The sequence below is a fragment of the Agrobacterium sp. A3-95 genome (genome assembly GCF_053521785.1).
In genome coordinates this window covers 624,477-647,787 of record NZ_JBNWDR010000001.1, presented here as the reverse complement: position 1 = coordinate 647,787, position 23,311 = coordinate 624,477, and the positions used below count along the sequence as shown (strand labels likewise).

Sequence of the window (23,311 nt, the reverse complement as noted above, 5' to 3'; positions counted from 1 at the left end):
TCGCGCAAGCTTCAGCGACTAGGGATAGGCTGAAGCATCGGGCTGAATTGCGTCAGCGATTTTAGAAAACCGGTGCCGCGGAACCGTGCGGCGGCTTTTCCGTCGCCCTTCTCATGAAGAGACAGGACGATTTTATGGCGCAACCACCAGTCATTTCCTTGCCCAAGGTAAGCCCGAGCATGCGGGATGTCGGTTTCGCATTGGGCATCGTGTCGATCCTCTGCGTGCTGTTCCTGCCCATTCCGGTCGTTCTGGTGGATGTCGGTCTGGCCTTTTCCATAGCACTTTCGGTCCTCATCCTCATGGTGGCGCTCTGGATACAGCGTCCGCTGGATTTCTCGTCTTTTCCAACCGTGCTGCTGATCGCGACCATGATTCGCCTGTCGCTGAACATTGCGACGACGCGTGTCATCCTTTCGCACGGCAACGAGGGGCCGACGGCGGCGGGCGGCGTGATTGCGGGCTTCTCCAGCCTCGTCATGTCCGGCGACTTCGTGATCGGTCTGATCGTCTTTCTGATCCTGATCACCGTCAACTTCATCGTTATCACCAAGGGTGCCACCCGTATCGCCGAAGTCGGCGCGCGCTTCACGCTGGATGCCATTCCCGGCAAGCAGATGTCGATCGATGCGGATTTGTCCGCTGGCATCATCGATGAAAAGGAAGCTCAACGCCGTCGCCGCGAGCTGGAAGAGGAAAGCTCGTTCTTCGGTTCGATGGACGGTGCCTCGAAGTTCGTACGCGGCGATGCGATCGCCGGCCTGATCATCACCGCGATCAATATTTTCGGCGGCATCATCATCGGTTACTTCCGCCACGGCATGCCGATCGGCGAGGCTGCCGATGTTTTCGTGAAGCTTTCGGTCGGCGACGGTATCGTTTCGCAGATCCCGGCCCTTATCGTGTCGCTGGCGGCTGGCCTTCTGGTGTCGCGCGGCGGCACCTCCGGATCGACGGATCAGGCCGTCATCAATCAGCTGAGCGGATATCCGCGTGCCTTGATGGTCGCAGCCATGCTGATGGGGCTTCTTGCCGTCATGCCTGGATTGCCCTTCCTGCCCTTCACGCTTTTGGGCGGCATCATGGCCTTCGGCAGCTGGTATATTCCGCGCCAGGTCGAAGCGGAAAGCGCGCAGCGCCGTCAGGAAGAGGAGGACAAGGTTCTCCAGACCAACGAAGCGGAAAAGGACTCCGTCAAGCAGGTCCTCAAGACGTCCGAAATCGAACTTGCCCTCGGCAAGCAGGTTTCGACCCGCCTCCTCGGCGCGCATCAGGAACTGGCTTTCCGTGTCGGCAAGATGCGCAAGAAATTCGCGACCCAATACGGCTTCGTCGTGCCGGAGATCAAGGTCTCCGACGACATCATGATCCCGGAAAAGGCCTACCAGATCCGTGTCCATGGCACGACGATCGCGTCGAGCAATCTGCGCGTTGGCGATGTTCTTGTCGTGACGGGGGCAGGGCGCAAGCCGAGCATTCCGGGCGACGAAATCCGCGAACCCGCCTTCGGCATGCCGGCCGTTTCCATTCTCGAGACATTCACCGAGGATTTGAAGCGCGAAGGTTTCCACCCGATCGACAATGTCTCTGTGGTGCTGACGCATCTGAGCGAAGTCATTCGTAACAATCTGCCGCAATTGCTGTCCTACAAGGACGTCAAGATCCTCATCGACCGGCTGGACCCGGAATACAAGAAGCTTGCCGACGAAATCTGCTCTTCGCACATGTCCTATTCCGGCCTGCAGGCCGTGCTGAAACTGCTGCTCGCCGAACGTGTGTCGATCCGCAACCTGCATCTCATTCTGGAAGCGGTCGCCGAACTTGCCCCGCATGTGCGCAAGACCGAGCAGATCGTCGAACATGTACGGGTGCGCATGTCGCAGCAGCTCTGCGGCGATCTTGCCGACAATGGCGTATTGCGTGTGCTTCGCCTCGGCAACAAATGGGACATGGTCTTCCATCAGGCGCTCAAGCGCGATCAAAAGGGCGAAATCGTCGAATTCGATATCGATCCCCGCCATCTCGAGGAATTTTCCGAGCAGGCATCGAAAGTTATCCGTGAATTCATGGATCGCGGACTACCCTTTGTCCTTGTCACGTCGCCGGAAACACGGTCCTATGTGCGCATGATCATCGAACGACTCTTTGCGACCCTGCCGGTTCTCTCGCATGTGGAACTGGCCAAGGGGCTGGAGATCAAGATTCTGGGCGCCATTTCATGATAACCGACCCGCAAGGGACAATTATCGCATTGTTCCTTGCAATTTGCCGTATCGGCGCCTGCTTCATGACCATGCCGGGCTTTTCCAGTTCGCGCATCTCGCCGCAGATACGCATTCTCCTGTGCGTTGCGGTGTCCATGGCGCTTCTGCCGGTACTGTGGGATACGATCTATCCGAAAGTCTCCGGCGCAAGCCAGGGCGCGGTTGTCGGCCTCATCTTCACCGAGATCGTCATTGGCGCAATGTACGGGCTGATCGCGCGGTTTTATACGCTCGGCTTCCAGTTCACGGGCGCGCTCATCGGCGCATCCATCGGGCTTAGCGCTCCCGGCGGAGCGGATGCCGTTGAAGACGTGCAGGAAAACCAGATATCGAACTTCATCACCTTCGGTGGGCTCATGGTGCTGTTCATCCTGGATTTCCACCATATCGTCCTGCGGGCGCTGGTCGATTCCTACGCCACGACACCGGTCGGCGCGCTCATCAGCGGCCAGAAGATGCTGATAACCCTGACAGACACGCTGCGCGCCTCCTTTTCCATCATGCTGCGGCTTGCCAGCCCCTTTGTAATTTACGGTCTGATGTTCAACGTTGCGGTCGGCCTCATCAACAAGCTGGCGCCGCAGATACCGGTCTACTTCATATCGACGCCTTTCGTTCTCGCGGGCGGTATTTTCATGCTTTACCTGTCGATTGCGGCCCTCATCCGGCAATTCGTGGATGGTTTCGGCCCGGTCTTCATCGGCTTCTGATCTGGAGAAAACGCCATGGCTTCGGACAAGCGTTCGGCCAAACTCAAGCGCTTGGTAACGGTCCAGCGCCACATGGAGAAAATGGCCGAGGTGGAACTGGCCGACACCACCCGCGTGCGTGCCGAAGTGGCGCAATCCATGGAGAACGTGCTTGAAGCGATGAGTTCCATGGAGCCGGTCCACCAGACGTTCTCCAGGCACTATTCGGATCGTTACGGCCGCCTTGTCGTCAAAGATCGCCAGCTCTCCGGCGTGCAGCAATTGCAGGAAAACAAGGTGCTCAAGGAAAAGACCAAGGCCGACCGGCTGGAGGACAGGATGCACCTCGCGCGCGATCTCGAGGATCGCGAGGCCGACGACAATGCAATCTATGATCTGTTAGAAATCACGAACGCATCCCGGACACCAGCCTCCAGCAAGGTTGGCGATCCATAGTCTGTCCCGTTGTTGCATCGTTGGGCGTCCAGAGAGACGTATTCAGCGGTGTTTCTTGATTGAGCGAACGCCCCGGTTTTAATGCCGCCCGTTCGTCAGCTCGGGAGTTCTGGACGTGGCGATATCGGTTATAAGCGATCTGGTGATGGATGTGGTTCGCGCTGCGGACCCTCAGGAAGTGCAGGTCGCCCAGGAAAAATTGAAGGCGAACAAGGCGGCTTTCGCTGCGACGAGCCTTGCCGATTCGGGCAAGGGCTTTGGCGCTGCCATTGATATGCTTGACAGCGCCACTTCGAAGGCAGGTCTCGGCAATACCAACATCCGCTCTGCCCGTACCGAAGTTCCGGAAACATATCGCAAGTATGAGGCTTCCGTGCTTCAGACCTTCGTTGCCAACATGCTGCCGAAAGACAGCGAGGAGGTCTACGGCAAGGGCAACGCCGGCGAGATCTGGAAAAGCATGATGGCGGAACAGTTTGCCGACACGATCTCCAGAAATGGCGGCGTTGGCATTGCAGAACAGGCCTACAAGGATGCGTTGCGGAAAGCCGAGAGCAAAGGCATTACCGACGTATCCATGAATGACAAAGACCATAATGCTGCAATTCGGATGGTGGCGGAGTTCGAAAGGCAGGTCCTCGGCGTTTCCAATGATAAAACGGACGAGGCTTGAGCATGATAAATCACAACGAGGAGACAAGCATGGACCTTATGTCGAACGACCACCGCATCAAATCCGTTCTCGGCCGTCTTGAAATGATCATCGACAATGAGAATGACAATATCGGTAAGGACCCCCAGTTCGATTTCAAAGTCTCCAATGCCCATAAAAGCCGTTGCCTCTATGAGTTGACGATGTTGTTCCGCGATACGCCCCATGAGGAAATCGCCGCCGGACATCTCGATCAGGTGCAGGGCATCAAGTCCAAGCTCGCGACCAACGCCAGCCGCGTCGAGGCGCATCTGAATGCGGTTCGCGCTGTTGCGGATCTTCTCAAGACCGCGATTCAGGAAGCCGATACGGACGGCACGTATTCCCAGGAACAGTTCATGTACGGCGCAGCCTCCTGATGTTGAAGCTTCTTCTCACCGGCGTCTGGGTTTGCGCCGTCACGCTCGGCGCGGTGTATTTCTCCGTCCAGATGGCGACGGCCCCCTCGTCGGGAGATGAGGCGGGGGCGAAAAAGGCAAGTCTGCAGCTGGTCAAAGGCGAAAGCATCACCATCCCCGTCATCAATGACGGTGGTGTGAACGGTTATTTCCTCAGCCGCATTTCCTTGCGTGTCGACAAGGACAAGATGGCGAAGATCGAACTGCCCGCAACGCAATTGATGACCGACGAACTCTTCACGCTTCTGGCGGGTTCTTCCATGGTCAACATCGCCAATATCTCCACCTTCGACCCTGATGTCTTCAAGCAGCGCATCCGCGATGGGCTGAACAAGAAACTCGGCGACGAGGTGGTCGGGGACGTCCTGATCGAGCAGCTCGATTATCTGTCGAAGGCCGATATTCGCGAGCAAAAGGGCAACGGCTCGCCCCGTTCGGTCAAGCTTGTCGAAGGCGAGAAAGTCGACACCGGAAAAGAAGCGGCCCCAAGCCACTAACGGCGGCGCGGTGCAGGCCACCGGTCTGGTTAATCGCCCCTTTCTATTTTCCGGAATATTCGATCGGTTGCCTTCAGGGTAAATTCAACCAGCACCTGTATAAACAGACCCATGAGCTGCCGTCCCGCAAACCATGCGCCGGATTGGCGGCGGTGAATTTGGCATTCGGGGGCTGGCATGAATTTCGCGGCAGATTTTGCGCGGACGGGATCGCAACGGAATATTCACGGACTGCGCGTCTGTGATCTGGACTGGAACGGGGCGCTGGAAATGGTCAGCGGCCAGGCTTCGGCTTGTGATGGCCACACGATGCTCTCATTTCTTACCATCCAGAATGCCAGACTGTCCCTCAAGGACATTGCTTACAGGCAGATTCTGGAAAGCTGTCTGCTTCTGCCGCAGGGCAGGGGTATGAATGCCGCCGCACGCGCCGAACACGGCAAGCCTCTGCCCGAGACCATCGATGGCGTTGCCTTCGTCATGGCACTTCTGACCTATATGGCGGTGCCGAAACGTATCGGCGTTGCGGGGGATGACGCAGCACAAGTCGGAGAGGTCCTCGCCAAGCTGCGCGCACATGCGCCGTGGCATGATTTCGTGATGCTGAACCGGGATACTTCGGGCGTGAAGGTGGATGTCGTGCTGGCGGGCATGCTTGCGGAAAACCAGGAGAAATGGCTGCATCGCAGCATCAATCGCGATGATGCGCGTCTCGCCATCGCGGTCGGTCCCCTGTTCAAGGTGCTGGCGTCCGAAGTGGCTGGCATGCCCGAAATCTTTCGCAAGCTGCATATGAGCTGGCTTTACAGCCTTTGCGCCGAGCCCTGGCACATCGCGCTCGGCAAGGGCTGAGGCGGGTCGGCAAGGCCCCGTTAACCATTTGTTTGCCACGATCCTTTAACCTCCCGTAAGGTTTTGAAAGCCGCCTGTTGCGGGCGGCGCCGAGCGTGGCAGACGGCTTCAGATGGTTGATCACAGTCCCGATATGATGGCGACGCGCCCTGATGAGGATGGTGTTGCCGTGCCTGCGTCGCAATTTCGCAAACATTGTCTGCGGCTTCTGACAGCCGGTTGCGTAGCCGCCGCCACCGTTGTGGGGGCTGCACTTCCGCTGCTGCTCATCGATTCCGGTTTTCGCGGATATGTTTCGCAGGCGCATGTCGAGGTTACCCAGGCCGGCTACGATGCACCCGATGCGGCGCGCTTTCTTGCCATGGCCCGCCGCACCCTGCTTTCTCCGTCCGGTCTGGACCGTATAGCGGGCGACCTCAAATTGAAGCCCGCCGACATGGTCGGCGTTCGCAATCAGGGCGAACTTGGCCTGCTTTTCGACCTTTTGACCGGGGCGGATACCCGTTCGCTTTCCCCGCGTGAAGCATTGAACGGTGCTGTGGGCGAGGCGATACGTCTGGAACTGACGCCAGATGAAAACACGCTGATTGTAACCTCGAAGGCAGCGACGCCGGAAACCGCGATGCGGCTTACGGATTATCTTTCGATGCGTGTCATGGCGGATGGCAAGGCCGGCACCATGACGCCCGCCATGCGCGAGACGGAGCGGGCGCGCACCCGGTTGGACGAGGCGGAAGCCGCCTTGAACGGTTTCCAGATGCGCCACGGCGAGGCCGTCCTGGCGGAAGTGCAGCAACTCGAGCAGCAATTGCACGACCTAAATGACAGCCTTGCGGGGACGACCCAGCAGCAGCAGTCGCTTCAGACGGATCTGGCGGTGGCCACCGGCCTCAAGCCGAATGACGTATTGTCAAAGCCCCTGCCGTCAGGCGCTGCTTTCTCTGTGCTTGAGGACATCAGGCAAAGACATGCAAGTGCCAGCATGGCGCTTTCAGGCGTCTCGGTCGATTACGGCCCGAAACATCCCCGCCGCATCGCCGCCCAGAATGCCGTAGATGCCGTGCAGGCGCTTGTCGCTCCCGCATTGCGTCAGCTGGTCGATGGCTTGCGCGCCGATGAGAAGCGCGTCGCACAGGAAGTTGCAACCGCGAACGCCGAACGAACGAAACATCTCGACCGCCTGAGCAGCCTTGGTGTCACGCCCGGTGAATTCTCCAGATTGCAGGGTGAACTGGAAACGGCGCGAAATGCCTACCTTGAGGCGAGCGAGCGTCGGGACATGTCCTCATCCACCACAACCGCCGTTGAGACCCGCCTCACCAGGAAGGCCGGACCGGGCGAATTGTCGCGCGACCTCACACAAGCCGCTATGCTGGCAGGCGGTGGCGCGTTGCTCGGCCTGCTGGGCAGCCTGTATCTCCTGAGCTACCGTCGCCATGACGAGGAAGAGGCACTCGTCTTTGATGATGCGCACGTTCTGCCCTCCGAAAAAGCGCCTGAGCAATCGGGGCAGGTTCCCGAGTTCGAGCCGATCGAGCCGGATGTGTTCGATGATCTGGAAGAACTGGCCGCGGATAGCGAATTCGAGCCGGAGGCTGAGTTCGCGGACTATTACGCCGGGGCGGCGAACGATAGCGGATTCGATACCGATGACATTCCGCTGGACGAGCGTGTGCGGCAGGTTCTGATGGGCAACCGCACCGTCAGGAATACCCCCCAGACGACACCGGAGCTGCCGCCCTTGCTCAGTGAAGCCCTTGCCGGGCATTTCGACCATGAGCAGGCCGAAGCCGAGGAATTGGCGGAATTGAGACGCGAGTTGGCGCTCTTGAGGGAGCGCCTCGCCGATTACGCCGAGCATCGCGACGACTACCGCAAAACTGCCTGACGAAGCTGCATTTTTGCTTGCATTCCTGCAAAGTCGGCACCATACGGGGCCAACGTAATCCAGCAGGAGCAGGACGCATGGCAGTTGTGATTGACGGAAAGGCAAAGGCGGCTTCGGTAACGGAGGCGGTCCGCAAATCGGCAGAAACGCTTGAGGCGGAACAGGGTGTGAAGCCCGGTCTCGCGGTTGTCATCGTCGGCAACGATCCGGCCAGCCACGCTTACGTGAATTCCAAAAGCAAGACAGCCAAGCAATGCGGCTTCAATTCCGTTCAGCACACGCTGCCGGAAGAAACAACTCAAGATCAGCTTCTGAAGTTGGTCGGCGAACTGAACGCCGATGCCTCCATCCACGGCATTCTGGTACAGCTTCCTTTGCCGAAACACTTCAATTCCGATGAGATCATCCAGTCGATCCTGCCCGAGAAGGATGTGGATGGCCTGAGCGTGCTGAACGCCGGCAAGCTGGCGACCGGCGATCTCGCAACCGGCCTCATCTCCTGCACGCCAGCCGGCGCCATGCTTCTGGTGCGCAGCATTCACGGCGAAGATCTTTCCGGCCTGAACGCCGTGGTCATCGGCCGCTCCAACCTCTTCGGCAAGCCGATGGGCCAGCTTCTCCTGAATGCCAACGCCACGGTGACGATGGCGCATTCGCGCACCAAGGATCTCGCCACCGTCTGCAAGACGGCCGATATTCTCGTGGCGGCGGTGGGTCGAGCGGCAATGGTCAAGGGCGATTGGGTAAAGCCCGGCGCGACCGTCATCGATGTCGGCATCAACCGCATTCCCGCTCCGGAAAAGGGTGAAGGCAAATCGAAGCTGGTCGGTGACGTCGCCTATGATGAGGCAAGCGCAGTCGCCGCTGCCATCACCCCCGTTCCGGGCGGCGTAGGCCCGATGACGATTGCCATGCTGATGGCCAACACCGTCATCGCCGCCTATCGCGCGCTTGGAAAGACCGCACCGAAGTTCTGAAATCGGTAGTTACTCTTTCGGAGCCGGTCCTGTGGAGGCGCGGACGACAAGTTCCGCCTTCCAGAGTTCCTGATGAGGTTCGGTCTGGTTAAGCTTGATCCGGTTGATCAGGCGCTGCCCGACACGTACTCCCGCCGCCCGCAGGGATGAGCGGGTGGTGGTGAGAGGCACCGAGAAATTGTCGGGCTTCAACAGCGGCAACACATCGTCATGGGCAATCAGCGAAATATCCTTGCCCGGTTTCAAGCCGCGCTGGTTGAGCGAGCGGATCACGCCGAGTGCCAATGCGGTACTGGCGCATACAATGGCGGTTGGTCTTTCCGGCTGTGACAACAGCGCTTCCATGCCGAGATAACCCTCCTCATCGGTCATGCTGCTGTGTCTTGTGTGTTCGGGGCGCAATGTCAGCCCATTTGCCGTCAGCGCCTTTTCCACCCCGAGACAGCGGCGGAAGGTGAAGTCGTAGCCCTCCGGCCCGTTCAGAAGCCCGATCCGCTTGTGGCCAAGCTGAAGCAGCAGCTGGGTCGCGTCGCGAAATGCGGCCTCATTGTCCACGTCGAGAAAGGGATAATCCTCTTCCACGCCGATGGAGCGGCCATGGACGAGGAAGGGCAGGGAAAGCGATTGCATCATGGCGATGCGGGCGTCGTTCTTCTTCATATAGGCGAGGTAGATGCCATCGACGCTGCCGCTCGCCGCCAGCCCCCGCAGGGCTTCCCGTTCCTTTTCCGGCTCCGTGGGCGTGATAACGAGGTGAAATCCGCTGCGAGCCGCTTCTTCGCCTAGACCGCTCAGGAATTCGCCGAAATGCACATCCGAGCGGTGGTGTTCGCCAACCGGCATGACCAGTCCGATGGAGCCGACCTTGCCGGTCGCCAACCGTTGCGCCGCGGCATTCGGGCGATATCCGGTCTTTTCGGCGGCTTCCATGACGCGGCGGCGCGTCTCTGCGCTCACCTCGGGATATCCGTTGAGCGCTCTGCTGACGGTTGTCTGAGAAATCCCCAGCAGTTGCGACAACTGTTTCAGGTTCATGTCTGTTTTTCCTCCATGCGCGCGCATCGGAAATGGCAAAAGCCTCTCCTCTAACTCCCAAAGCGCTTTAGTTTTTTACCAGTCCCTGCCGGTTTTCTCAATCGAAAACGATAGCCGCCTTTCTAAGTAAGTATGACTATTCATACGACAATGCGGCATGTCCAGCGAAAGAGCCTCTTGACTCCTTCTCAATGACAATGAGATGAATAGGCAGCCAAAGCGCTTTGATTTATGGGAGATGCTTTGAGCCTTTTATGTGATGGGAGGTAAATCACATGCAGAAGACCTTTTTGGCGACGGCGGCTTCTATAGTGCTGCTGTCGGGTTCGGCCTTTGCAGCCGATCTGAAATTCGCGCCCGGTCAGGATGCCAAGTTCAACTGGAAAAGCTACGAAGACTTCAAGGCGGCCCATGCCGATCTGAAAGGTCAGACGCTGACGATTTTCGGGCCCTGGCGCGGTGAGGACGAGGCGCTGTTCCAGACGGTGCTGGCCTATTTCTCCGACGCGACCGGCGTGAACGTCCGCTATTCCTCCTCGGAAAACTACGAACAGCAGATCGTCATCGATACGCAGGCGGGTTCTCCGCCCAACATCGCCATCCTGCCGCAGCCCGGTCTTCTGGCCGATCTCGCCGCCAAGGGTTTTCTGGTTCCGCTCGGCGATGAGACCGCAAACTGGGTCAAGGACAATTACGGCGCTGGCCAGTCCTGGGTTGATCTCGGCAGCTACAAGGGCAAGGACGGCAACAAGGCTTACTTTGCATTTCCCTTCAAGGCCGACGTGAAGTCGCTCGTCTGGTACGTACCTGAGAACTTCGAGGAAGCGGGCTATAAAGTGCCCGAGAGCATGGAAGACCTGTTCAAGCTGACGGACCAGATCGTTGCCGATGGCGGCACACCCTGGTGCATCGGCCTCGGTTCCGGCGGTGCGACCGGCTGGCCGGCAACGGACTGGGTGGAAGACCTGATGCTGCGCACGCAGCCACTCGACGTCTATCAGAAATGGACGACGAACGAGGTGAAGTTCACCGATCCGGCCGTAGTTGCGGCAATCAATGAATTCGGCAAATTCGCCAAGAACGAAAAATATGTCAGCGGCGGCGTTGCGGCTGTGGCCTCCACCGACTTCCGCGACAGCCCGAAGGGTCTCTTCGACATTCCGCCGAAGTGCTACCTCCATCATCAAGCGTCCTTCGTGCCGTCCTTCTTCCCTGATGGTACCAAGGTCGGAACGGATGTGGATTTCTTCTATATGCCGACCTATGCCGCAAAGCCTGAACTCGGCAAGCCGGTTCTGGGCGCCGGCACGCTCGTCACCATCACCAAGGAAGCGCCCGCCGCCAAGGCTTTCGTCGACTTCCTGAAAACCCCTATCGCCCACGAAGTCTGGATGGCACAGTCCAGCTTCCTGACGCCGTATAAGGGTGTGAATGTCGATACCTATGCCAATGAGCAGATGAAGCGCCAGGGTGAAATCCTCACCTCCGCGACCACCTTCGGCTTTGACGGTTCCGACCTGATGCCGGGCAAGATCGGCGCGGGTGCATTCTGGACCGGCATGATCGATTTCGTCGGCGGCAAGTCGGCCGATCAGGTCGCTGCCGATATCCAGAAGGCCTGGGACGGCCTGAAGTAACCTCAACAGAGCTTGGCCCGGCGGTGATGCCGCCGGGCCTTTGCCAACGGAACGGCCGTCGACCGCATAAAATCAGCGCGCCGCGGAGAGGATCAAGGGAGGGAACATGGCTCAACAACTCGTTTCTGCCATCGGCGTCATGGTGGCCGGCGTTTTTGCCTGCGCTGCCTATTATTGGCTATCCGACAAACTGTTGCAGGTAATCTTTCCCGTCCGCTCGGGAGACGTGTTGCAGGCATCCCGCAACCTCAACCGCCGCGCGTCGGTCAGGCCCTGGCTGTTCATCGGCCCCGCTCTTGTCCTTCTTCTCGTCTATTTGGTCTATCCTGTCATCGCGACGCTCATCCTCTCATTCTATGACCGGACCGGAGCCGAATTCGTAGGTCTTGCCAATTATCGCTGGGCATTTTTCGATGCCGGCTTCAGGCAATCGATCTTCAACAACATCCTCTGGCTGGCCGTTGTGCCGGCCGCCTGCACCTTCTTCGGCCTCGTTATTGCCGTCATGACCGACCGCATCTGGTGGGGCAACATCGCCAAATCCATCGTCTTCATGCCGATGGCGATCTCCTTCGTCGGTGCCTCCGTCATCTGGAAATTCATTTACGAGTATCGCGCCGAAGGTCAGGTGCAGATCGGGCTCCTCAACGCCGTCGTCGAGTTTTTCGGCGGCAGCCCGGAGGTGTGGATTTCCATGCCCTTCTGGAACAACTTTTTTCTGATGGTCATCCTCATCTGGATTCAGACCGGCTTTGCCATGGTCATCCTGTCGGCAGCGCTGCGCGGCATTCCGGAAGAGACAATCGAAGCGGCCGTTATCGATGGCGCCAATGGCTGGCAGATCTTCTGGAAGATCATGGTCCCGCAAATCTGGGGCACCATCGCCGTCGTCTGGACGACGATCACCATTCTCGTTCTCAAGGTTTTCGACATCGTGCTGACCATGACCAACGGTCAGTGGAACACCATGGTTCTCGCCAACCTCATGTTCGACTGGATGTTCCGCGGCGGTGGTGACAGTGGCCGAAGTGCGGTCATAGCGCTCGTCATCATGGCGGCCGTCACCCCGATCATGGTCTGGAACATCCGCCAGGCGAACCGTGAGATGGAGGGCCGCTGAGATGGATATCGTAAAACGTCTGCGCCGCGTCGGCCTGCCGCGCCTCATCGTCCATGCCAGCGTGCTGGTCGTCGTGCTTCTCTGGCTGTTGCCCACACTCGGTATTCTCGTAAGTTCCCTGCGCGACAAGGACCAGATCACCGTGTCGGGCTGGTGGACGGCCTTTTCCAGTTCCGAGCAGACCGCGGCGGTTCGCCTTGCCGACGCTGCCGTGCAGAAGCAGGACGGGAACCGCTACGTCATATCAGGTAATGTTTTTGAAAGCGGACAGGGGGGCAAGGTTGCAGCCTTCGGCGTTCGCGTGCAGGAGCCGACGGCCTTCAAAGCCGGTGAAGCGGCAGATATCGGCGACGGGGAAACGCTGCTCGTCAATACGGACGGCACCTATGAATACAGCAAGGCCTCAAGCTTCGAGGGCTCTCGCGGCAAGCGCGTCTATATTTCCGTCGCGACACCGCCGGTCTTCACACTCGACAATTATCGAACCGTCCTGACCTCGGAAGGCATCGGCCAGTCCTTCGTCAACTCGCTGACAGTCGCCGTGCCGGCAACCGTCATCCCGATCCTCATCGCCGCCTTTGCCGCCTATGCGCTGTCATGGATGAGCTTTTCCGGCCGCAATTTTCTGATTGCGATGGTGGTGGGCCTGATCGTCGTACCGTTGCAGATGTCGCTGATACCGCTCCTGAAACTCTACAACGAAATCGGCAATATCTTCGGCGTTCCGTCCAAGACCTATGCCGGCATCTGGCTGGCGCACACCGCCTTCGGTCTGCCGCTCGCCATCTACCTGTTGCGCAACTACATTTCCGGCCTGCCGAAAGAGATCATCGAAAGTGCACGTGTCGACGGCGCGAGCGATTTCGAAATCTTCGTCAAGATCATCCTGCCGCTGTCCTTCCCGGCGCTCGCCTCCTTCGCCATCTTCCAGTTCCTGTGGACCTGGAACGACCTGCTTGTCGCCATGGTCTTCCTCGGCACACAGAAGGATGAGCTGGTGCTGACCGGTGCGCTAAACGCGCTGCTCGGTTCGCGCGGCGGCAACTGGGAAATCCTCACCGCCTCGGCCTTCGTTACCATTGTCGTGCCGCTTGGCGTCTTCTTTGCCCTTCAACGTTATCTCGTGCGTGGCCTGCTCTCAGGCTCCGTCAAGGGAGGCTGATTATCCATGAACGCCCATACCAGACAGGATGAGACTATGACCGCTCCGGTGACTTCCGCTTTGACGCCCAACAAGGATTGGTGGCGCGGCGCCGTGATCTATCAGATCTACCCGCGCTCCTATCAGGACTCCAATGGCGACGGCATCGGCGATCTCAAGGGCATCACCGACCGGTTGGCGCATATTGCCGGTCTCGGTGCCGACGCCATCTGGATTTCGCCCTTCTTCACCTCGCCGATGAAGGATTTCGGTTATGACGTCTCGAATTATGTCGATGTCGATCCGATGTTCGGCACGCTTGCCGATTTCGACGGGTTGATCGCGGAAGCGCACCGTCTGGGTATCCGCGTCATGATCGACCTCGTCATGTCGCACACGTCTGACCAGCATCCGTGGTTCGTGGAAAGCCGCGCCAGCCGCAACAATCCGAAATCGGACTGGTATGTCTGGTCGGACAGCAAGCCGGATGGCACGCCGCCCAACAACTGGCTGTCGATCTTCGGCGGCTCCGGCTGGCAGTGGGACCCCACCCGCATGCAATATTACATGCACAACTTCCTGACCTCGCAGCCGGATCTCAACCTGCATAATCCGGAAGTTCAGGAAGAACTGCTCAATATCACCCGCTTCTGGCTGAAGCGCGGCGTCGATGGTTTCCGCCTCGATACCATCAATTTCTATTTCCATGATCTGGAATTGCGCGACAACCCGGCGCTGGCGCCGGAGCGCCGCAACGCCTCTACGGCACCTGCGGTCAATCCCTACAATTTCCAGGAACATCTCTACGACAAGAACCGCCCCGAAAACATCGCCTTCCTGAAACGCTTCCGCGCCGTGCTGGACGAGTTTCCGGACATCGCCGCCGTCGGAGAAGTCGGCGACAGTCAGCGCGGACTCGAAATCGTCGGTGAATACACCTCCGGCGACGACAAGATGCAGATGTGCTACGCCTTCGAATTCCTGGCGCCGGATGCGCTCACGCCACAGCGTGTTGCCGATGTCCAGGCGGATTTTGCCAGGGCGGCGCCGGAAGGCTGGGCCTGCTGGGCTTTCTCCAACCACGATGTCGTTCGCCATGTCAGCCGCTGGGGCGAGCATGTCGAGGATAAGGATGCTTTCGCCAAGGTGCTTTCGGCGTTGTTGATGACGCAGCGCGGCTCCGTCTGCATCTATGAGGGTGAAGAGCTGGGCCTTACTGAAGCCGATATTGCTTTTGAGGATTTGCAGGACCCCTACGGCATCCAGTTCTGGCCGGAATTTAAGGGCCGCGACGGTTGCCGCACACCGATGGTGTGGGATGCGGGCCATGCGCAGGCCGGCTTCTCGACCTCGGACAAGACCTGGCTGCCCATTCCGGCCGAACACAAGCAGCGCGCCGTCAGCGCCCAACAGGGCAATGAGGCATCCGTGCTGGAGCACTACCGCCGCTTCCTTTCCTTCCGCAAAAAGCATCCCGCTTTTGCCAAGGGCGGCATCGAATTCCAGCCAGTGGAGGGCGACGTGCTGAGCTACACCCGCACGCTCGGCAACGAAACCGTTCTGTGCCTCTTCAATCTGTCCGCGACACCGGCAAAGGCGACGCTGCCGGAAGGGAACTGGGAGGTTCTCGAAGGCCACGGCTTTGCAAACGGTGTGGACGGCAGAAGCGTAGAACTTCCGGCATGGGGCGCTTTCTTCGCCCGTTACGCCTGATAGAGCAGGGAGGAACAACCCATGACAAGTCTCGTTCTCAAGGATATCCGCAAATCATACGGGCAGGTAAAAGTCCTGCACGGCATCGATCTGGAGATCGAACAGGGCGAATTCATCGTTTTCGTCGGGCCGTCCGGCTGCGGGAAATCGACGTTGCTGCGCATGATTGCGGGTCTGGAGGAAATCACCGGCGGCGAAATGTTCATCGACGGACAGCTGGTCAATGAAATCCCGCCCTCGCGTCGCGGCATTGCCATGGTGTTCCAGTCCTATGCGCTTTATCCGCATATGACTGTTTACGACAACATGGCCTTCGGCATGAAGATCGCCAAGGAGAACCGTCAGGAGATCGACCGTCGCGTGCGCGCCGCTGCCGAAATCCTGCAGCTGACGCAATATCTGGAGCGTTTGCCCAAGGCTCTTTCTGGCGGCCAGCGCCAGCGCGTCGCCATCGGCCGTGCCATTTGCCGCAATCCCAAGGTGTTCCTGTTCGACGAACCCCTGTCGAACCTCGATGCCGCGCTGCGCGTCGCAACCCGCATCGAGATCGCCAAGCTCAATGAGCAGATGGCAGACACGACGATGATTTACGTCACCCACGATCAGGTGGAGGCGATGACGCTGGCCGACCGTATCGTCGTTTTGAATGCGGGTCGTGTGGAACAGGTCGGCCCGCCGCTGGAACTTTACGAAAACCCCGCCAACCTCTTCGTGGCGCGGTTCATCGGCTCGCCCGCCATGAACATCATTGCGGCAAAAATTGCCGTAACCGGAGAGCGGACTTCGATCGAACTTGCCGGAGGCAAGACGCTGAACATCGTCGTTCCCACGCCTGCAACCGAGCAGGGCAAGGCCGCGAGCTTCGGTGTCCGGCCGGAGGATTTGAGCATCGTCACCGGCGACGATTATCTTTTCGAGGGAAAAGTCGCGATCGTCGAGGCTCTCGGTGAAGTGACCCTGCTTTATCTCGAAGCGCCCAAGGGGCAGGAGCCGATCATCGTCAAGGTGCCGGGCATCGTATCCGTCGCCAAGGGTCAGACCCTGCGTTTTGCGGCACCGCAGGCAAAGCTCCATCTCTTTGATGCCGAGGGCAAGAACTACCGCAGATAGTTGCGGAGACAATGGCCGTGAGCTTCAGGAAACATGCCCCGGAACGTCCCGTTCCGGGGTTTTTTCATGATATTTTGCCGCTGTGGAAAAATGCCAAAAATGTTCCGTCTTCGGTCTGTTTAAGGTGACGCTGATATGAATTGTTAAAGACTACGTTTTAATCTTGGAGACGTTGAAAGAGCATGGAGGTCAGGGCGTGCAGAGCAGTGCGGGTGTTATCAAGAACAGTTACCTGACCAAGGAAGAATCCTTCATGTACGACCGCGAAGGCCGGTTTCGCATGGAAGACACCATGAATGCGGCGCGCATCGAATATACCGAGAAGGCCGTCATGCATATGGCCGCTCGCCGTTGCGACGTCATTCGCATTTCCCAGACCGAGGCCGTGCTGGCACTGCTGACGAAATACAATCTTCCGAACCAGTTCTATCTGGATATTCCCGACGCCCGCATCACCAAGATCGGCTGCGTTATGTTGCGCGTCAACGCCAACAACACCATCCACGTCCGTTTTCTGCGCATGTTGACGCAAAAGGAACTCGACCGCATTTTCGTGTTCAGCACGCATCCGGCGCATAAGGACCGGAAGCTCGATATCCGGTCTTTCTGAGGGGCTGGAGAATCTCCGGCTTCAGGAAAGCCCACCCAGAACCGTCTGCTTCAGCTTCACATCCGGCACTTCCGCAAAGGCAAGATCGCTGCGGCCGAAATAGGATTTCTGGTTGGTGGCGGACCAGTCGTTGCAGACCAGTTTGTAGCGCTCTCTCGCGACCGGTTTTTCCGGCATGGCGTAGAGATAATCGCCGGTGCGGTCAGCAAGCGGAATGTCGCCGTCCTGGTTGCAGCGCTTGAGGATTTGCGCAAGCGCTTCGCCATCCACTTCCGTCACCATCAGCTTGCCGTCGAAACGCAGCGAGGCGTTGAAATCGTAGCGGCGGATATCACCCCTTGGCAAACCAGCGCCGAAGGAGGTGTGGCCAATGAAGCCGACATCCGCACCGGTTTTTGTGGCGATCAGCTGCGCCACACGGCGTCCTGCCTCGTCAACTGTCATCGCCTTTTCCGTTTTGCCGACAACCGCCTTCTCTTCTGCCGTCAGATGTTTGTCGAGCGTCTGTTCGATCAGGCCTTTGAGTGCCGGGGAGGAGGGGGCGTCGCTGTCGATGGCGACGGTCTCGATCGTCGGCGCCTTGCCAGCAGCTTCGATCGTCGCAATGGCCATGGAGGTGCACCATGAACCCGTGTGGACATAGCGCGTCGCACCCTGTTCATGCACGAAGTTCAGGTGATCGTGGCCGCCGACCAGCAGGGTGCCATCGGGCAGCAACGGCAGGATACCGCGGTCGGCAACAACACCGGCGTGGCTGAGAACGATGTTGATCGCCTCCGGCTTGACGATTTCAGGCAGATTCGCCTTGGCCCATTCCACAGGCTGCGGAATATCCAGCATCTCACGCGTCGCCTTCGGATAGGTATTGATCGCGTTGGTGGCAAGGCCCGCAACGACGACCGGCCGTCCGCCCACACTTACCTCCACACTGGCCGGTGCATAGGGTGCGCCGCTGCGCTTGTCGATGATGTTGGACAGCACGGTGATGCCGAGCGCGCGGGCACGACGGACGAAATTGGCGAGGTCGTTATCGATATCCGGTTCATGGTTGCCGATATTGATGACGGTGGGCGCGAGCCTGGCGAGCGCCGAGAGGAACGTCCACTCGATTTCGCCGGACGACCGTGTCGCCACCGCATTGCCGGTTTCGAACAGGTCGCCGTTCAGAAGAATAATGTGGGGCGTCTTTTCAGCCGCGATGCGCATTTCTATGGCCGCTAGGAGCTGCCCGATGCGCTCATAGGCCGAATGCAGGTCGGAAATCACGATTGCACGCAGGGCCACATCCTGCGCCTCCGCCGGCGTTGCCACCACCATCAGCGGCAGTATGGCGGTGCCAGCCATAAGCTTCAGCACGTCACGGCGTTTGCTTGAGAAAATCGTCATGTCTGGCCCCATCATCTTGAAATGCGTCATCGTCCCGCGGCTGGCTGAGAAGCCCCTATAGGGCGATCATCACAGCCGCATGACAAGTTTGGCGTTTAAGAGACGGGAAATAAAGCGGTTTCAGCGCGGGTTGTGCAGGTCATGCCAAGAGGGTGCGGAGGCGAGGCCGAATCCGGCCTTCGCCTCCGGGCGATCAATGGAACAGAACGCTGGCGCCCTGGTCGGCAGGGCCGACATTACGGCGGAACGGGGCGAAAAGTTCGCGGCCCATGCCCCATTCGTTGGCGGAAAGGTCGGCGCGCGCCGGTTCGCGCTTTGCCAGCTCTGCGGCTGGAACAAGCACTTCAAGCGTTCCGGAAATGGCGTCGAGACGGATGATGTCGCCATCGCGGATGAGCGAGATCGGGCCGCATTCGGAAGCTTCCGGCGTGACATGGATGGCGGCCGGCACCTTGCCGGAAGCGCCGGACATGCGTCCGTCCGTTACCAGCGCCACCTTGAAGCCGCGATCCTGCAGCACGCCAAGTGGCGGTGTCAGGCGGTGCAGTTCCGGCATGCCGTTGGCCTTCGGACCCTGGAAACGGACGACAGCGATGAAATCGCGGTTGAGCTTGCCGTCCTTGAAGGCATCCTGAAGCTCCTGCTGGTCGTTAAAGACGATCGCGGGCGCCTCGATGATATGGCGTTCGGGCTTGACGGCGGAGATCTTGATGACCGATTTGCCGAGGTTGCCGGTCAGCATCTTCAAACCGCCGGTCGGCTGGAACGGCGTTTCAATGCTGGCGAGAACCTTGGGGTCGTGGCTCTGCTCGGGAGAAGGCTCGCGGGTCACCGCGCCGTTTTCGTCAAGCTTGGCATCCACGGTGTAGGCTTCGAGCCCCTGTCCGAAGACGGTGCGGACATCGTCATGCACGAAGCCCTGTTTCAAAAGCTGCTTGATGAGGAAGCCCATGCCGCCTGCGGCGTGGAAATGGTTCACATCCGCAAGACCGTTGGGATAAACGCGGGCAAGCAGCGGCACGGTATCCGACAGGTCGGAAATATCCTGCCAGGTGAGGATGATGCCGGCTGCGCGCGCCATGGCGATCAGATGCATGGTGTGGTTGGTCGAGCCGCCCGTCGCGTGCAGGCCAACGACGCCGTTGACGATCGAGCGCTCATCGATCATTTCGCCCGCAGGCGTGAATTCGTTGCCCTGCGCGGTGATGGCGAGCGCCCGCTTGGCGGCCTCGCGTGTCAGCGCGTCGCGCAGCGGCGTGCCGGGATTGATGAAGGAAGAGCCGGGCATGTGGAAACCCATGATCTCCATCAGCATCTGGTTGGAATTCGCCGTGCCGTAGAAAGTGCAGGTGCCGGGACCATGATAGGATTTGGACTCCGCCTCCAGCAGCTCGGCGCGCCCAACCTTGCCCTCTGCATAAAGCTGGCGAATGCGGGATTTCTCGTCGTTCGGCAGGCCGGTGGTCATAGGCCCAGCGGGGATGAAGATGGAGGGAAGGTGACCGAAGGAAAGCGCTGCGATGACGAGGCCGGGAACGATCTTGTCGCAGACACCGAGATAGACGGCGGCGTCGAACATGTTATGCGACAGGCCGATGCCGGCAGCCATGGCGATGGCATCACGGGAGAATAGCGAGAGCTCCATGCCCGGCTGGCCCTGGGTTACGCCGTCACACATGGCAGGCACGGCACCCGCGACCTGCGCCACGCCGCCGGCTTGCGCTGCGGCCTCGCGGATGATTGCCGGAAAGGTCTCGTAAGGCTGGTGCGCCGACAGCATGTCGTTATAGGCGGTGATGATGCCGAGATTACCAACCCGGTCGCCGGCAAGGAGGTCCTTGTCGGCGGGGGAACAGACAGCAAATCCATGCGCGAGGTTACCGCAGGAGAGAGTGGAGCGATGAACGCCCTTCGAAACCTGCAGCCGCAGCCGCTCGAGATAGGTCTCGCGGTAAGGCTTGGAGCGTTCGACGATGCGGGCGGTAATGGCCTGAATGCGGGAATCGGCGGACATGAGCGTTCATCCTGTTCGTTGGTCGAGAACCGGCGTTCCGGGAGATGAAGGACCGGTTATCGTGTTTTCGTCTTGTGTCGTCGGGCGCTGTCGCGGGGCCGCTTGCGCGGCAACCGCATCCAGTTATGGCGCCCAGTAAATATCCAGGGCGGTTTCTGCCCGGTTCAGCACGGCGCGGATCGGCATTTCGTCCTCATCCTCGCCCGACTGTGCTTTTTCAAGCGTCGCCTTTTTTGCTGCACCTTCGATGTGGAGCACCAGAAAACCTGCATCGTGAAGGCTGGAGAAGTTGAACGTCAACCGTTCTTCCCCCGCGGTTTCCGCCGCCATGGTCAAAACGCCGCGCGGTTCGTCAAGGTCGAGCGCTTCGTAGAGATTGTCGCCACCGGGAAAGAACGATGCCGTATGCCCATCCGTTCCCATGCCCAGCACGACGACATCGAAAGGATCGCAGATCGCTTCGGTCTTGACGGTCGCAAGCGTCGCTGCATCCTCAGGCGAGGCCGCGGGCTGGAACAGCGGCACGAAATAGGCCGCCTTCGCCTTGTCCTGCAACAGGTTCTCGCTGACCAGCCGGTGGTTCGAGCGCTCGCTCTCCGGCGGCACGAACCGTTCGTCCACCAGCGTCACGCTGATGTTGCTCCAGTCGAGATCATGATGGGAAAGCGCCTGGAAGAACAGCTTGGGCGTTGAACCGCCCGAAACGGCAATGCTTGCCGTTCCGTATTCTTTCGTTGCCGCGTCGAGACGCGCGGCGACATCCGCCGCCAGGGTTTTCGCCAGTTCAGCGGCTGTGTCGAAGACATGGATTGTTTCGCTCATACCCGCGCCCTCAGTCAGCGTCGTGCCAGGTGCGGCCGTCGCGCTCGATCAGTGCGATCGAGCCGCTCGGACCCCAGGTTCCGGCAGTATAACCCTGTACGCCCTGTCCCAGCTCTTCCCAGCTCTTGAGGATCGGATCGACCCAGTCCCATGCCGCTTCCACTTCGTCGCGGCGCATGAACAGTGTCTGGTTGGAGCGTATGGTATCCATCAAAAGCCGCTCATAGGCATCGGGGCTGCGCACATTGAAGGCTTCGGCAAAGCTCATGTCCAGCGAGACCTGACGCAGACGCATGCCGCCCGGGCCGGGATCCTTGATGAGCAGCGACTGCTTGACGCCTTCGTCCGGTTGAAGGCGAATGACCAGCTTGTTGGCTTCGATCTTGCCGGCCGCATCGTCGAAGATCGAATGCGGGATCTGCTTGAACGTGACGACGATTTCCGAAACGCGGGTCGCAAGGCGTTTTCCCGTGCGAATGTAGAAAGGAACGCCGGCCCAGCGCCAGTTGGCGATTTCGGCCTTGATGGCGACGAAGGTTTCCGTGTTGGAAACGCCGCCCTCCAGCTCCTCCAGATAACCTTTCACCGGGCCGCCTGCGGAAGCGCCGGCGCGGTACTGGCCGCGAACCGTCAGCTTTTCGACATTGCTGGTGTTGATCGGCTTCAGCGAGCGCAGGACCTTGAGCTTTTCGTCACGCACGGCTTCCGCGTTCATGGAAGCGGGCGGCTCCATGGCAACGAGGCAAAGCAATTGCAGAATGTGGTTCTGCACCATGTCGCGCAACGCACCGGCCGTATCGTAATATCCGGCGCGACCCTCAAGGCCGACAGCTTCTGCGACCGTGATCTGCACGTGGTCGATATGGGCGGAATTCCAAAGCGGCTCGTAAAGCGCGTTGGCAAAACGCAGTGCCATCAGGTTCTGCACCGTCTCCTTGCCGAGATAGTGGTCGATGCGGAAGATCTGTTCTTCCTTGAAGACATGGCCGATGGTGTCGTTGAGTTCCTGCGCCGAGGCAAGGTCGCGGCCGATCGGCTTTTCAACGACGATGCGGGTCGAGCGGGTGATAAGCTTGTGTTCGCGGATCTTGTCGGCGATATCGCCGAAAATGCCGGGCGCAACAGCGAGATAGAAGGCGCGTATGCGCTCCTTGCCCTCATCGAGCAGCTTCTTCAACACGTCCCATCCGTTGCCGGATTTTGCGTCGACGGGAACGTAGAAAAGCCGGTTGAGGAACAGCGCAACCTGCGCATCATCATATTCGCCCGCCTTCAGATGCTCCTTCAGCGCGTCCTGCGCGAATTTGCGATATTCCTCATGGCTCATGACCGAACGCGACGCGCCGATGATACGGGTCGGCTCCGTGAACTGGCCTTCGACCTGACGGTGATAAAGGGCCGGCAAAAGCTTGCGCTCTGCCAAATCGCCTGTGCCGCCGAAAACGACACAATCAAAAGCTTCAACAGGAATGATCTGACTGCTCATATCGATACTCTCGATCTTCAAGGGTTGGGGCATCCATAATCTAATCGATTTAAAAATGCCAGTCTCAGTTATGTGAAATTATGAATTTTGGTTTCACGGGTCGAAAACCCGTACCGATTGTCATTGAGTGATGCCGGCTAGAAAGCAGGGTTCTTGAACAAGCCTTTGGCCGGCGGCGGAACGGAAAAAAAGAAAAAAACGACGATTGCTGCGATTTTCCCCATCCATGATCGCGGTGATGGCTCATCAACCTTGTGCGAGGCATCTATGCTGTCCAGCAGCAGTCTTGCCTCATGCCGCTGCCACTCCGGCACCCGGATTTCCATGCCTCCGAAAGCGACCATCAAATGCCAATTCACGGAAACGATATGGGCCGAGGGCACGGTGGTGTGGATGCCATAGGCGCGCAGAAACGAACACGTCACGGCGGTTTCCGCCATCCCGTAACCGGTCGCAATCGTTACAAGCCTGTCGCTAGGTCTTTCCATCAGATCTCCAGAGGTG

21 protein-coding genes are annotated in these 23,311 nt (G+C 59.1%); 15 read left to right on the top strand and 6 right to left on the bottom strand.

The window, feature by feature from the left end; genetic code table 11:
- Positions 1-134: 134 nt before the first annotated feature.
- From flhA to folD, 9 genes are all read left to right on the top strand, one after another.
- On the top strand, positions 135-2,222 hold the full coding sequence (flhA, locus tag ACQZ5Y_RS03230) for a flagellar biosynthesis protein FlhA (RefSeq protein WP_003515116.1): 2,088 nt from the start codon (positions 135-137) through the stop codon (positions 2,220-2,222).
- Positions 2,219-2,974, top strand: a complete 756-nt coding sequence (fliR, locus tag ACQZ5Y_RS03225) for a flagellar biosynthetic protein FliR (RefSeq protein ID WP_003515118.1) — start codon at positions 2,219-2,221, stop codon at positions 2,972-2,974. Before flhA ends, fliR begins: the two co-directional genes overlap by 4 nt.
- Before the next feature lie 15 nt (positions 2,975-2,989).
- Positions 2,990-3,409, top strand: coding sequence for a hypothetical protein (locus ACQZ5Y_RS03220; RefSeq protein WP_003515120.1), 420 nt, complete (start codon positions 2,990-2,992; stop codon positions 3,407-3,409).
- A 115-nt stretch (positions 3,410-3,524) separates the two neighbouring features.
- Positions 3,525-4,082 carry a rod-binding protein gene (locus ACQZ5Y_RS03215; RefSeq protein WP_003515121.1) on the top strand — a complete coding sequence of 186 codons (558 nt, stop codon included), beginning with the start codon at positions 3,525-3,527 and terminating at the stop codon, positions 4,080-4,082.
- A 29-nt stretch (positions 4,083-4,111) separates the two neighbouring features.
- Positions 4,112-4,480 carry a hypothetical protein gene (locus ACQZ5Y_RS03210; protein ID WP_003515122.1) on the top strand — a complete coding sequence of 123 codons (369 nt, stop codon included), beginning with the start codon at positions 4,112-4,114 and terminating at the stop codon, positions 4,478-4,480.
- Positions 4,480-5,016: a hypothetical protein gene (locus tag ACQZ5Y_RS03205; protein ID WP_080799389.1), complete on the top strand. Its 537-nt coding sequence runs from the start codon at positions 4,480-4,482 to the stop codon at positions 5,014-5,016. Before ACQZ5Y_RS03210 ends, ACQZ5Y_RS03205 begins: the two co-directional genes overlap by 1 nt.
- 177 nt (positions 5,017-5,193) lie before the next feature.
- Positions 5,194-5,868, top strand: a complete 675-nt coding sequence (locus ACQZ5Y_RS03200) for a WecB/TagA/CpsF family glycosyltransferase (protein ID WP_065688341.1) — start codon at positions 5,194-5,196, stop codon at positions 5,866-5,868.
- A 112-nt stretch (positions 5,869-5,980) separates the two neighbouring features.
- On the top strand, positions 5,981-7,756 hold the full coding sequence (locus tag ACQZ5Y_RS03195) for a GumC domain-containing protein (RefSeq protein WP_174049185.1): 1,776 nt from the start codon (positions 5,981-5,983) through the stop codon (positions 7,754-7,756).
- A gap of 77 nt (positions 7,757-7,833) precedes the next feature.
- Positions 7,834-8,733 carry a bifunctional methylenetetrahydrofolate dehydrogenase/methenyltetrahydrofolate cyclohydrolase FolD gene (gene folD, locus ACQZ5Y_RS03190; RefSeq protein ID WP_038489842.1) on the top strand — a complete coding sequence of 300 codons (900 nt, stop codon included), beginning with the start codon at positions 7,834-7,836 and terminating at the stop codon, positions 8,731-8,733.
- A 9-nt stretch (positions 8,734-8,742) separates the two neighbouring features.
- On the opposite strand, the gene ACQZ5Y_RS03185 is transcribed toward folD, so the two are convergent.
- A complete protein-coding gene (locus ACQZ5Y_RS03185) occupies positions 8,743-9,768 on the bottom strand; it encodes a LacI family DNA-binding transcriptional regulator (protein ID WP_013635488.1) in 1,026 nt (341 codons plus the stop codon).
- 275 nt (positions 9,769-10,043) lie between these two features.
- Between ACQZ5Y_RS03185 and ACQZ5Y_RS03180 the strand changes: the two genes are divergently transcribed.
- The 6 genes from ACQZ5Y_RS03180 (at position 10,044) to ACQZ5Y_RS03155 (ending at position 17,099) form a co-directional block, all read left to right on the top strand.
- On the top strand, positions 10,044-11,405 hold the full coding sequence (locus tag ACQZ5Y_RS03180) for an ABC transporter substrate-binding protein (protein ID WP_019564294.1): 1,362 nt from the start codon (positions 10,044-10,046) through the stop codon (positions 11,403-11,405).
- Positions 11,406-11,511: 106 nt separating this feature from the next.
- On the top strand, positions 11,512-12,525 hold the full coding sequence (locus tag ACQZ5Y_RS03175; RefSeq protein WP_162711086.1) for a carbohydrate ABC transporter permease: 1,014 nt from the start codon (positions 11,512-11,514) through the stop codon (positions 12,523-12,525).
- Position 12,526: 1 nt separating this feature from the next.
- Positions 12,527-13,687, top strand: coding sequence for a carbohydrate ABC transporter permease (locus ACQZ5Y_RS03170; protein ID WP_003515133.1), 1,161 nt, complete (start codon positions 12,527-12,529; stop codon positions 13,685-13,687).
- Between the two features lie 36 nt (positions 13,688-13,723).
- The gene (gene bglA / locus ACQZ5Y_RS03165; RefSeq protein WP_038489849.1) at positions 13,724-15,379 is read left to right on the top strand and encodes a beta-galactosidase BglA; all 1,656 of its coding nucleotides are present in this window, start codon (positions 13,724-13,726) and stop codon (positions 15,377-15,379) included.
- Positions 15,380-15,400: 21 nt separating this feature from the next.
- The gene (locus tag ACQZ5Y_RS03160) at positions 15,401-16,489 is read left to right on the top strand and encodes an ABC transporter ATP-binding protein (protein ID WP_013635492.1); all 1,089 of its coding nucleotides are present in this window, start codon (positions 15,401-15,403) and stop codon (positions 16,487-16,489) included.
- A gap of 253 nt (positions 16,490-16,742) precedes the next feature.
- Positions 16,743-17,099 carry a hypothetical protein gene (locus ACQZ5Y_RS03155; protein ID WP_034501827.1) on the top strand — a complete coding sequence of 119 codons (357 nt, stop codon included), beginning with the start codon at positions 16,743-16,745 and terminating at the stop codon, positions 17,097-17,099.
- A gap of 21 nt (positions 17,100-17,120) precedes the next feature.
- Here ACQZ5Y_RS03155 and ACQZ5Y_RS03150 read toward each other — a convergent pair whose 3' ends face one another.
- The 5 genes from ACQZ5Y_RS03150 to ACQZ5Y_RS03130 form a co-directional block, all read right to left on the bottom strand.
- On the bottom strand, positions 17,121-18,485 hold the full coding sequence (locus tag ACQZ5Y_RS03150; protein WP_174049186.1) for a metallophosphoesterase: 1,365 nt from the start codon (positions 18,483-18,485) through the stop codon (positions 17,121-17,123).
- Positions 18,486-18,678: 193 nt separating this feature from the next.
- Positions 18,679-20,499: a phosphogluconate dehydratase gene (edd, locus tag ACQZ5Y_RS03145; RefSeq protein ID WP_003515140.1), complete on the bottom strand. Its 1,821-nt coding sequence runs from the start codon at positions 20,497-20,499 to the stop codon at positions 18,679-18,681.
- Positions 20,500-20,622: 123 nt separating this feature from the next.
- Entirely contained in the window at positions 20,623-21,321 is a 699-nt protein-coding gene (gene pgl / locus ACQZ5Y_RS03140) for a 6-phosphogluconolactonase (protein ID WP_019564290.1), read from the bottom strand.
- 10 nt (positions 21,322-21,331) lie between these two features.
- The gene (zwf, locus tag ACQZ5Y_RS03135; protein WP_003515142.1) at positions 21,332-22,807 is read right to left on the bottom strand and encodes a glucose-6-phosphate dehydrogenase; all 1,476 of its coding nucleotides are present in this window, start codon (positions 22,805-22,807) and stop codon (positions 21,332-21,334) included.
- A 137-nt stretch (positions 22,808-22,944) separates the two neighbouring features.
- Complete coding sequence (locus ACQZ5Y_RS03130) at positions 22,945-23,295, bottom strand: hypothetical protein (protein WP_111794992.1); 351 nt, start codon at positions 23,293-23,295, stop codon at positions 22,945-22,947.
- Between the last annotated feature and the right edge of the window lie 16 nt (positions 23,296-23,311).

Coding starts and splice junctions, on each gene's coding strand:
- ACQZ5Y_RS03200 (WP_065688341.1), top strand. CDS start 5,194: ATGAATTTCGCGGCAGATTTTGCGCGGACGGGATCGCAACGGAATATT.
- bglA (WP_038489849.1), top strand. CDS start 13,724: ATGACCGCTCCGGTGACTTCCGCTTTGACGCCCAACAAGGATTGGTGG.
- ACQZ5Y_RS03205 (WP_080799389.1), top strand. CDS start 4,480: ATGTTGAAGCTTCTTCTCACCGGCGTCTGGGTTTGCGCCGTCACGCTC.
- ACQZ5Y_RS03170 (WP_003515133.1), top strand. CDS start 12,527: ATGGATATCGTAAAACGTCTGCGCCGCGTCGGCCTGCCGCGCCTCATC.
- ACQZ5Y_RS03220 (WP_003515120.1), top strand. CDS start 2,990: ATGGCTTCGGACAAGCGTTCGGCCAAACTCAAGCGCTTGGTAACGGTC.
- zwf (WP_003515142.1), bottom strand. CDS start 22,807: ATGAGCAGTCAGATCATTCCTGTTGAAGCTTTTGATTGTGTCGTTTTC.
- pgl (WP_019564290.1), bottom strand. CDS start 21,321: ATGAGCGAAACAATCCATGTCTTCGACACAGCCGCTGAACTGGCGAAA.
- ACQZ5Y_RS03155 (WP_034501827.1), top strand. CDS start 16,743: ATGTACGACCGCGAAGGCCGGTTTCGCATGGAAGACACCATGAATGCG.
- folD (WP_038489842.1), top strand. CDS start 7,834: ATGGCAGTTGTGATTGACGGAAAGGCAAAGGCGGCTTCGGTAACGGAG.
- ACQZ5Y_RS03180 (WP_019564294.1), top strand. CDS start 10,044: ATGCAGAAGACCTTTTTGGCGACGGCGGCTTCTATAGTGCTGCTGTCG.
- ACQZ5Y_RS03160 (WP_013635492.1), top strand. CDS start 15,401: ATGACAAGTCTCGTTCTCAAGGATATCCGCAAATCATACGGGCAGGTA.
- ACQZ5Y_RS03185 (WP_013635488.1), bottom strand. CDS start 9,768: ATGAACCTGAAACAGTTGTCGCAACTGCTGGGGATTTCTCAGACAACC.
- ACQZ5Y_RS03175 (WP_162711086.1), top strand. CDS start 11,512: ATGGCTCAACAACTCGTTTCTGCCATCGGCGTCATGGTGGCCGGCGTT.
- ACQZ5Y_RS03150 (WP_174049186.1), bottom strand. CDS start 18,485: ATGACGATTTTCTCAAGCAAACGCCGTGACGTGCTGAAGCTTATGGCT.
- ACQZ5Y_RS03195 (WP_174049185.1), top strand. CDS start 5,981: ATGGTTGATCACAGTCCCGATATGATGGCGACGCGCCCTGATGAGGAT.
- fliR (WP_003515118.1), top strand. CDS start 2,219: ATGATAACCGACCCGCAAGGGACAATTATCGCATTGTTCCTTGCAATT.
- ACQZ5Y_RS03130 (WP_111794992.1), bottom strand. CDS start 23,295: ATGGAAAGACCTAGCGACAGGCTTGTAACGATTGCGACCGGTTACGGG.
- ACQZ5Y_RS03210 (WP_003515122.1), top strand. CDS start 4,112: ATGGACCTTATGTCGAACGACCACCGCATCAAATCCGTTCTCGGCCGT.
- edd (WP_003515140.1), bottom strand. CDS start 20,499: ATGTCCGCCGATTCCCGCATTCAGGCCATTACCGCCCGCATCGTCGAA.
- flhA (WP_003515116.1), top strand. CDS start 135: ATGGCGCAACCACCAGTCATTTCCTTGCCCAAGGTAAGCCCGAGCATG.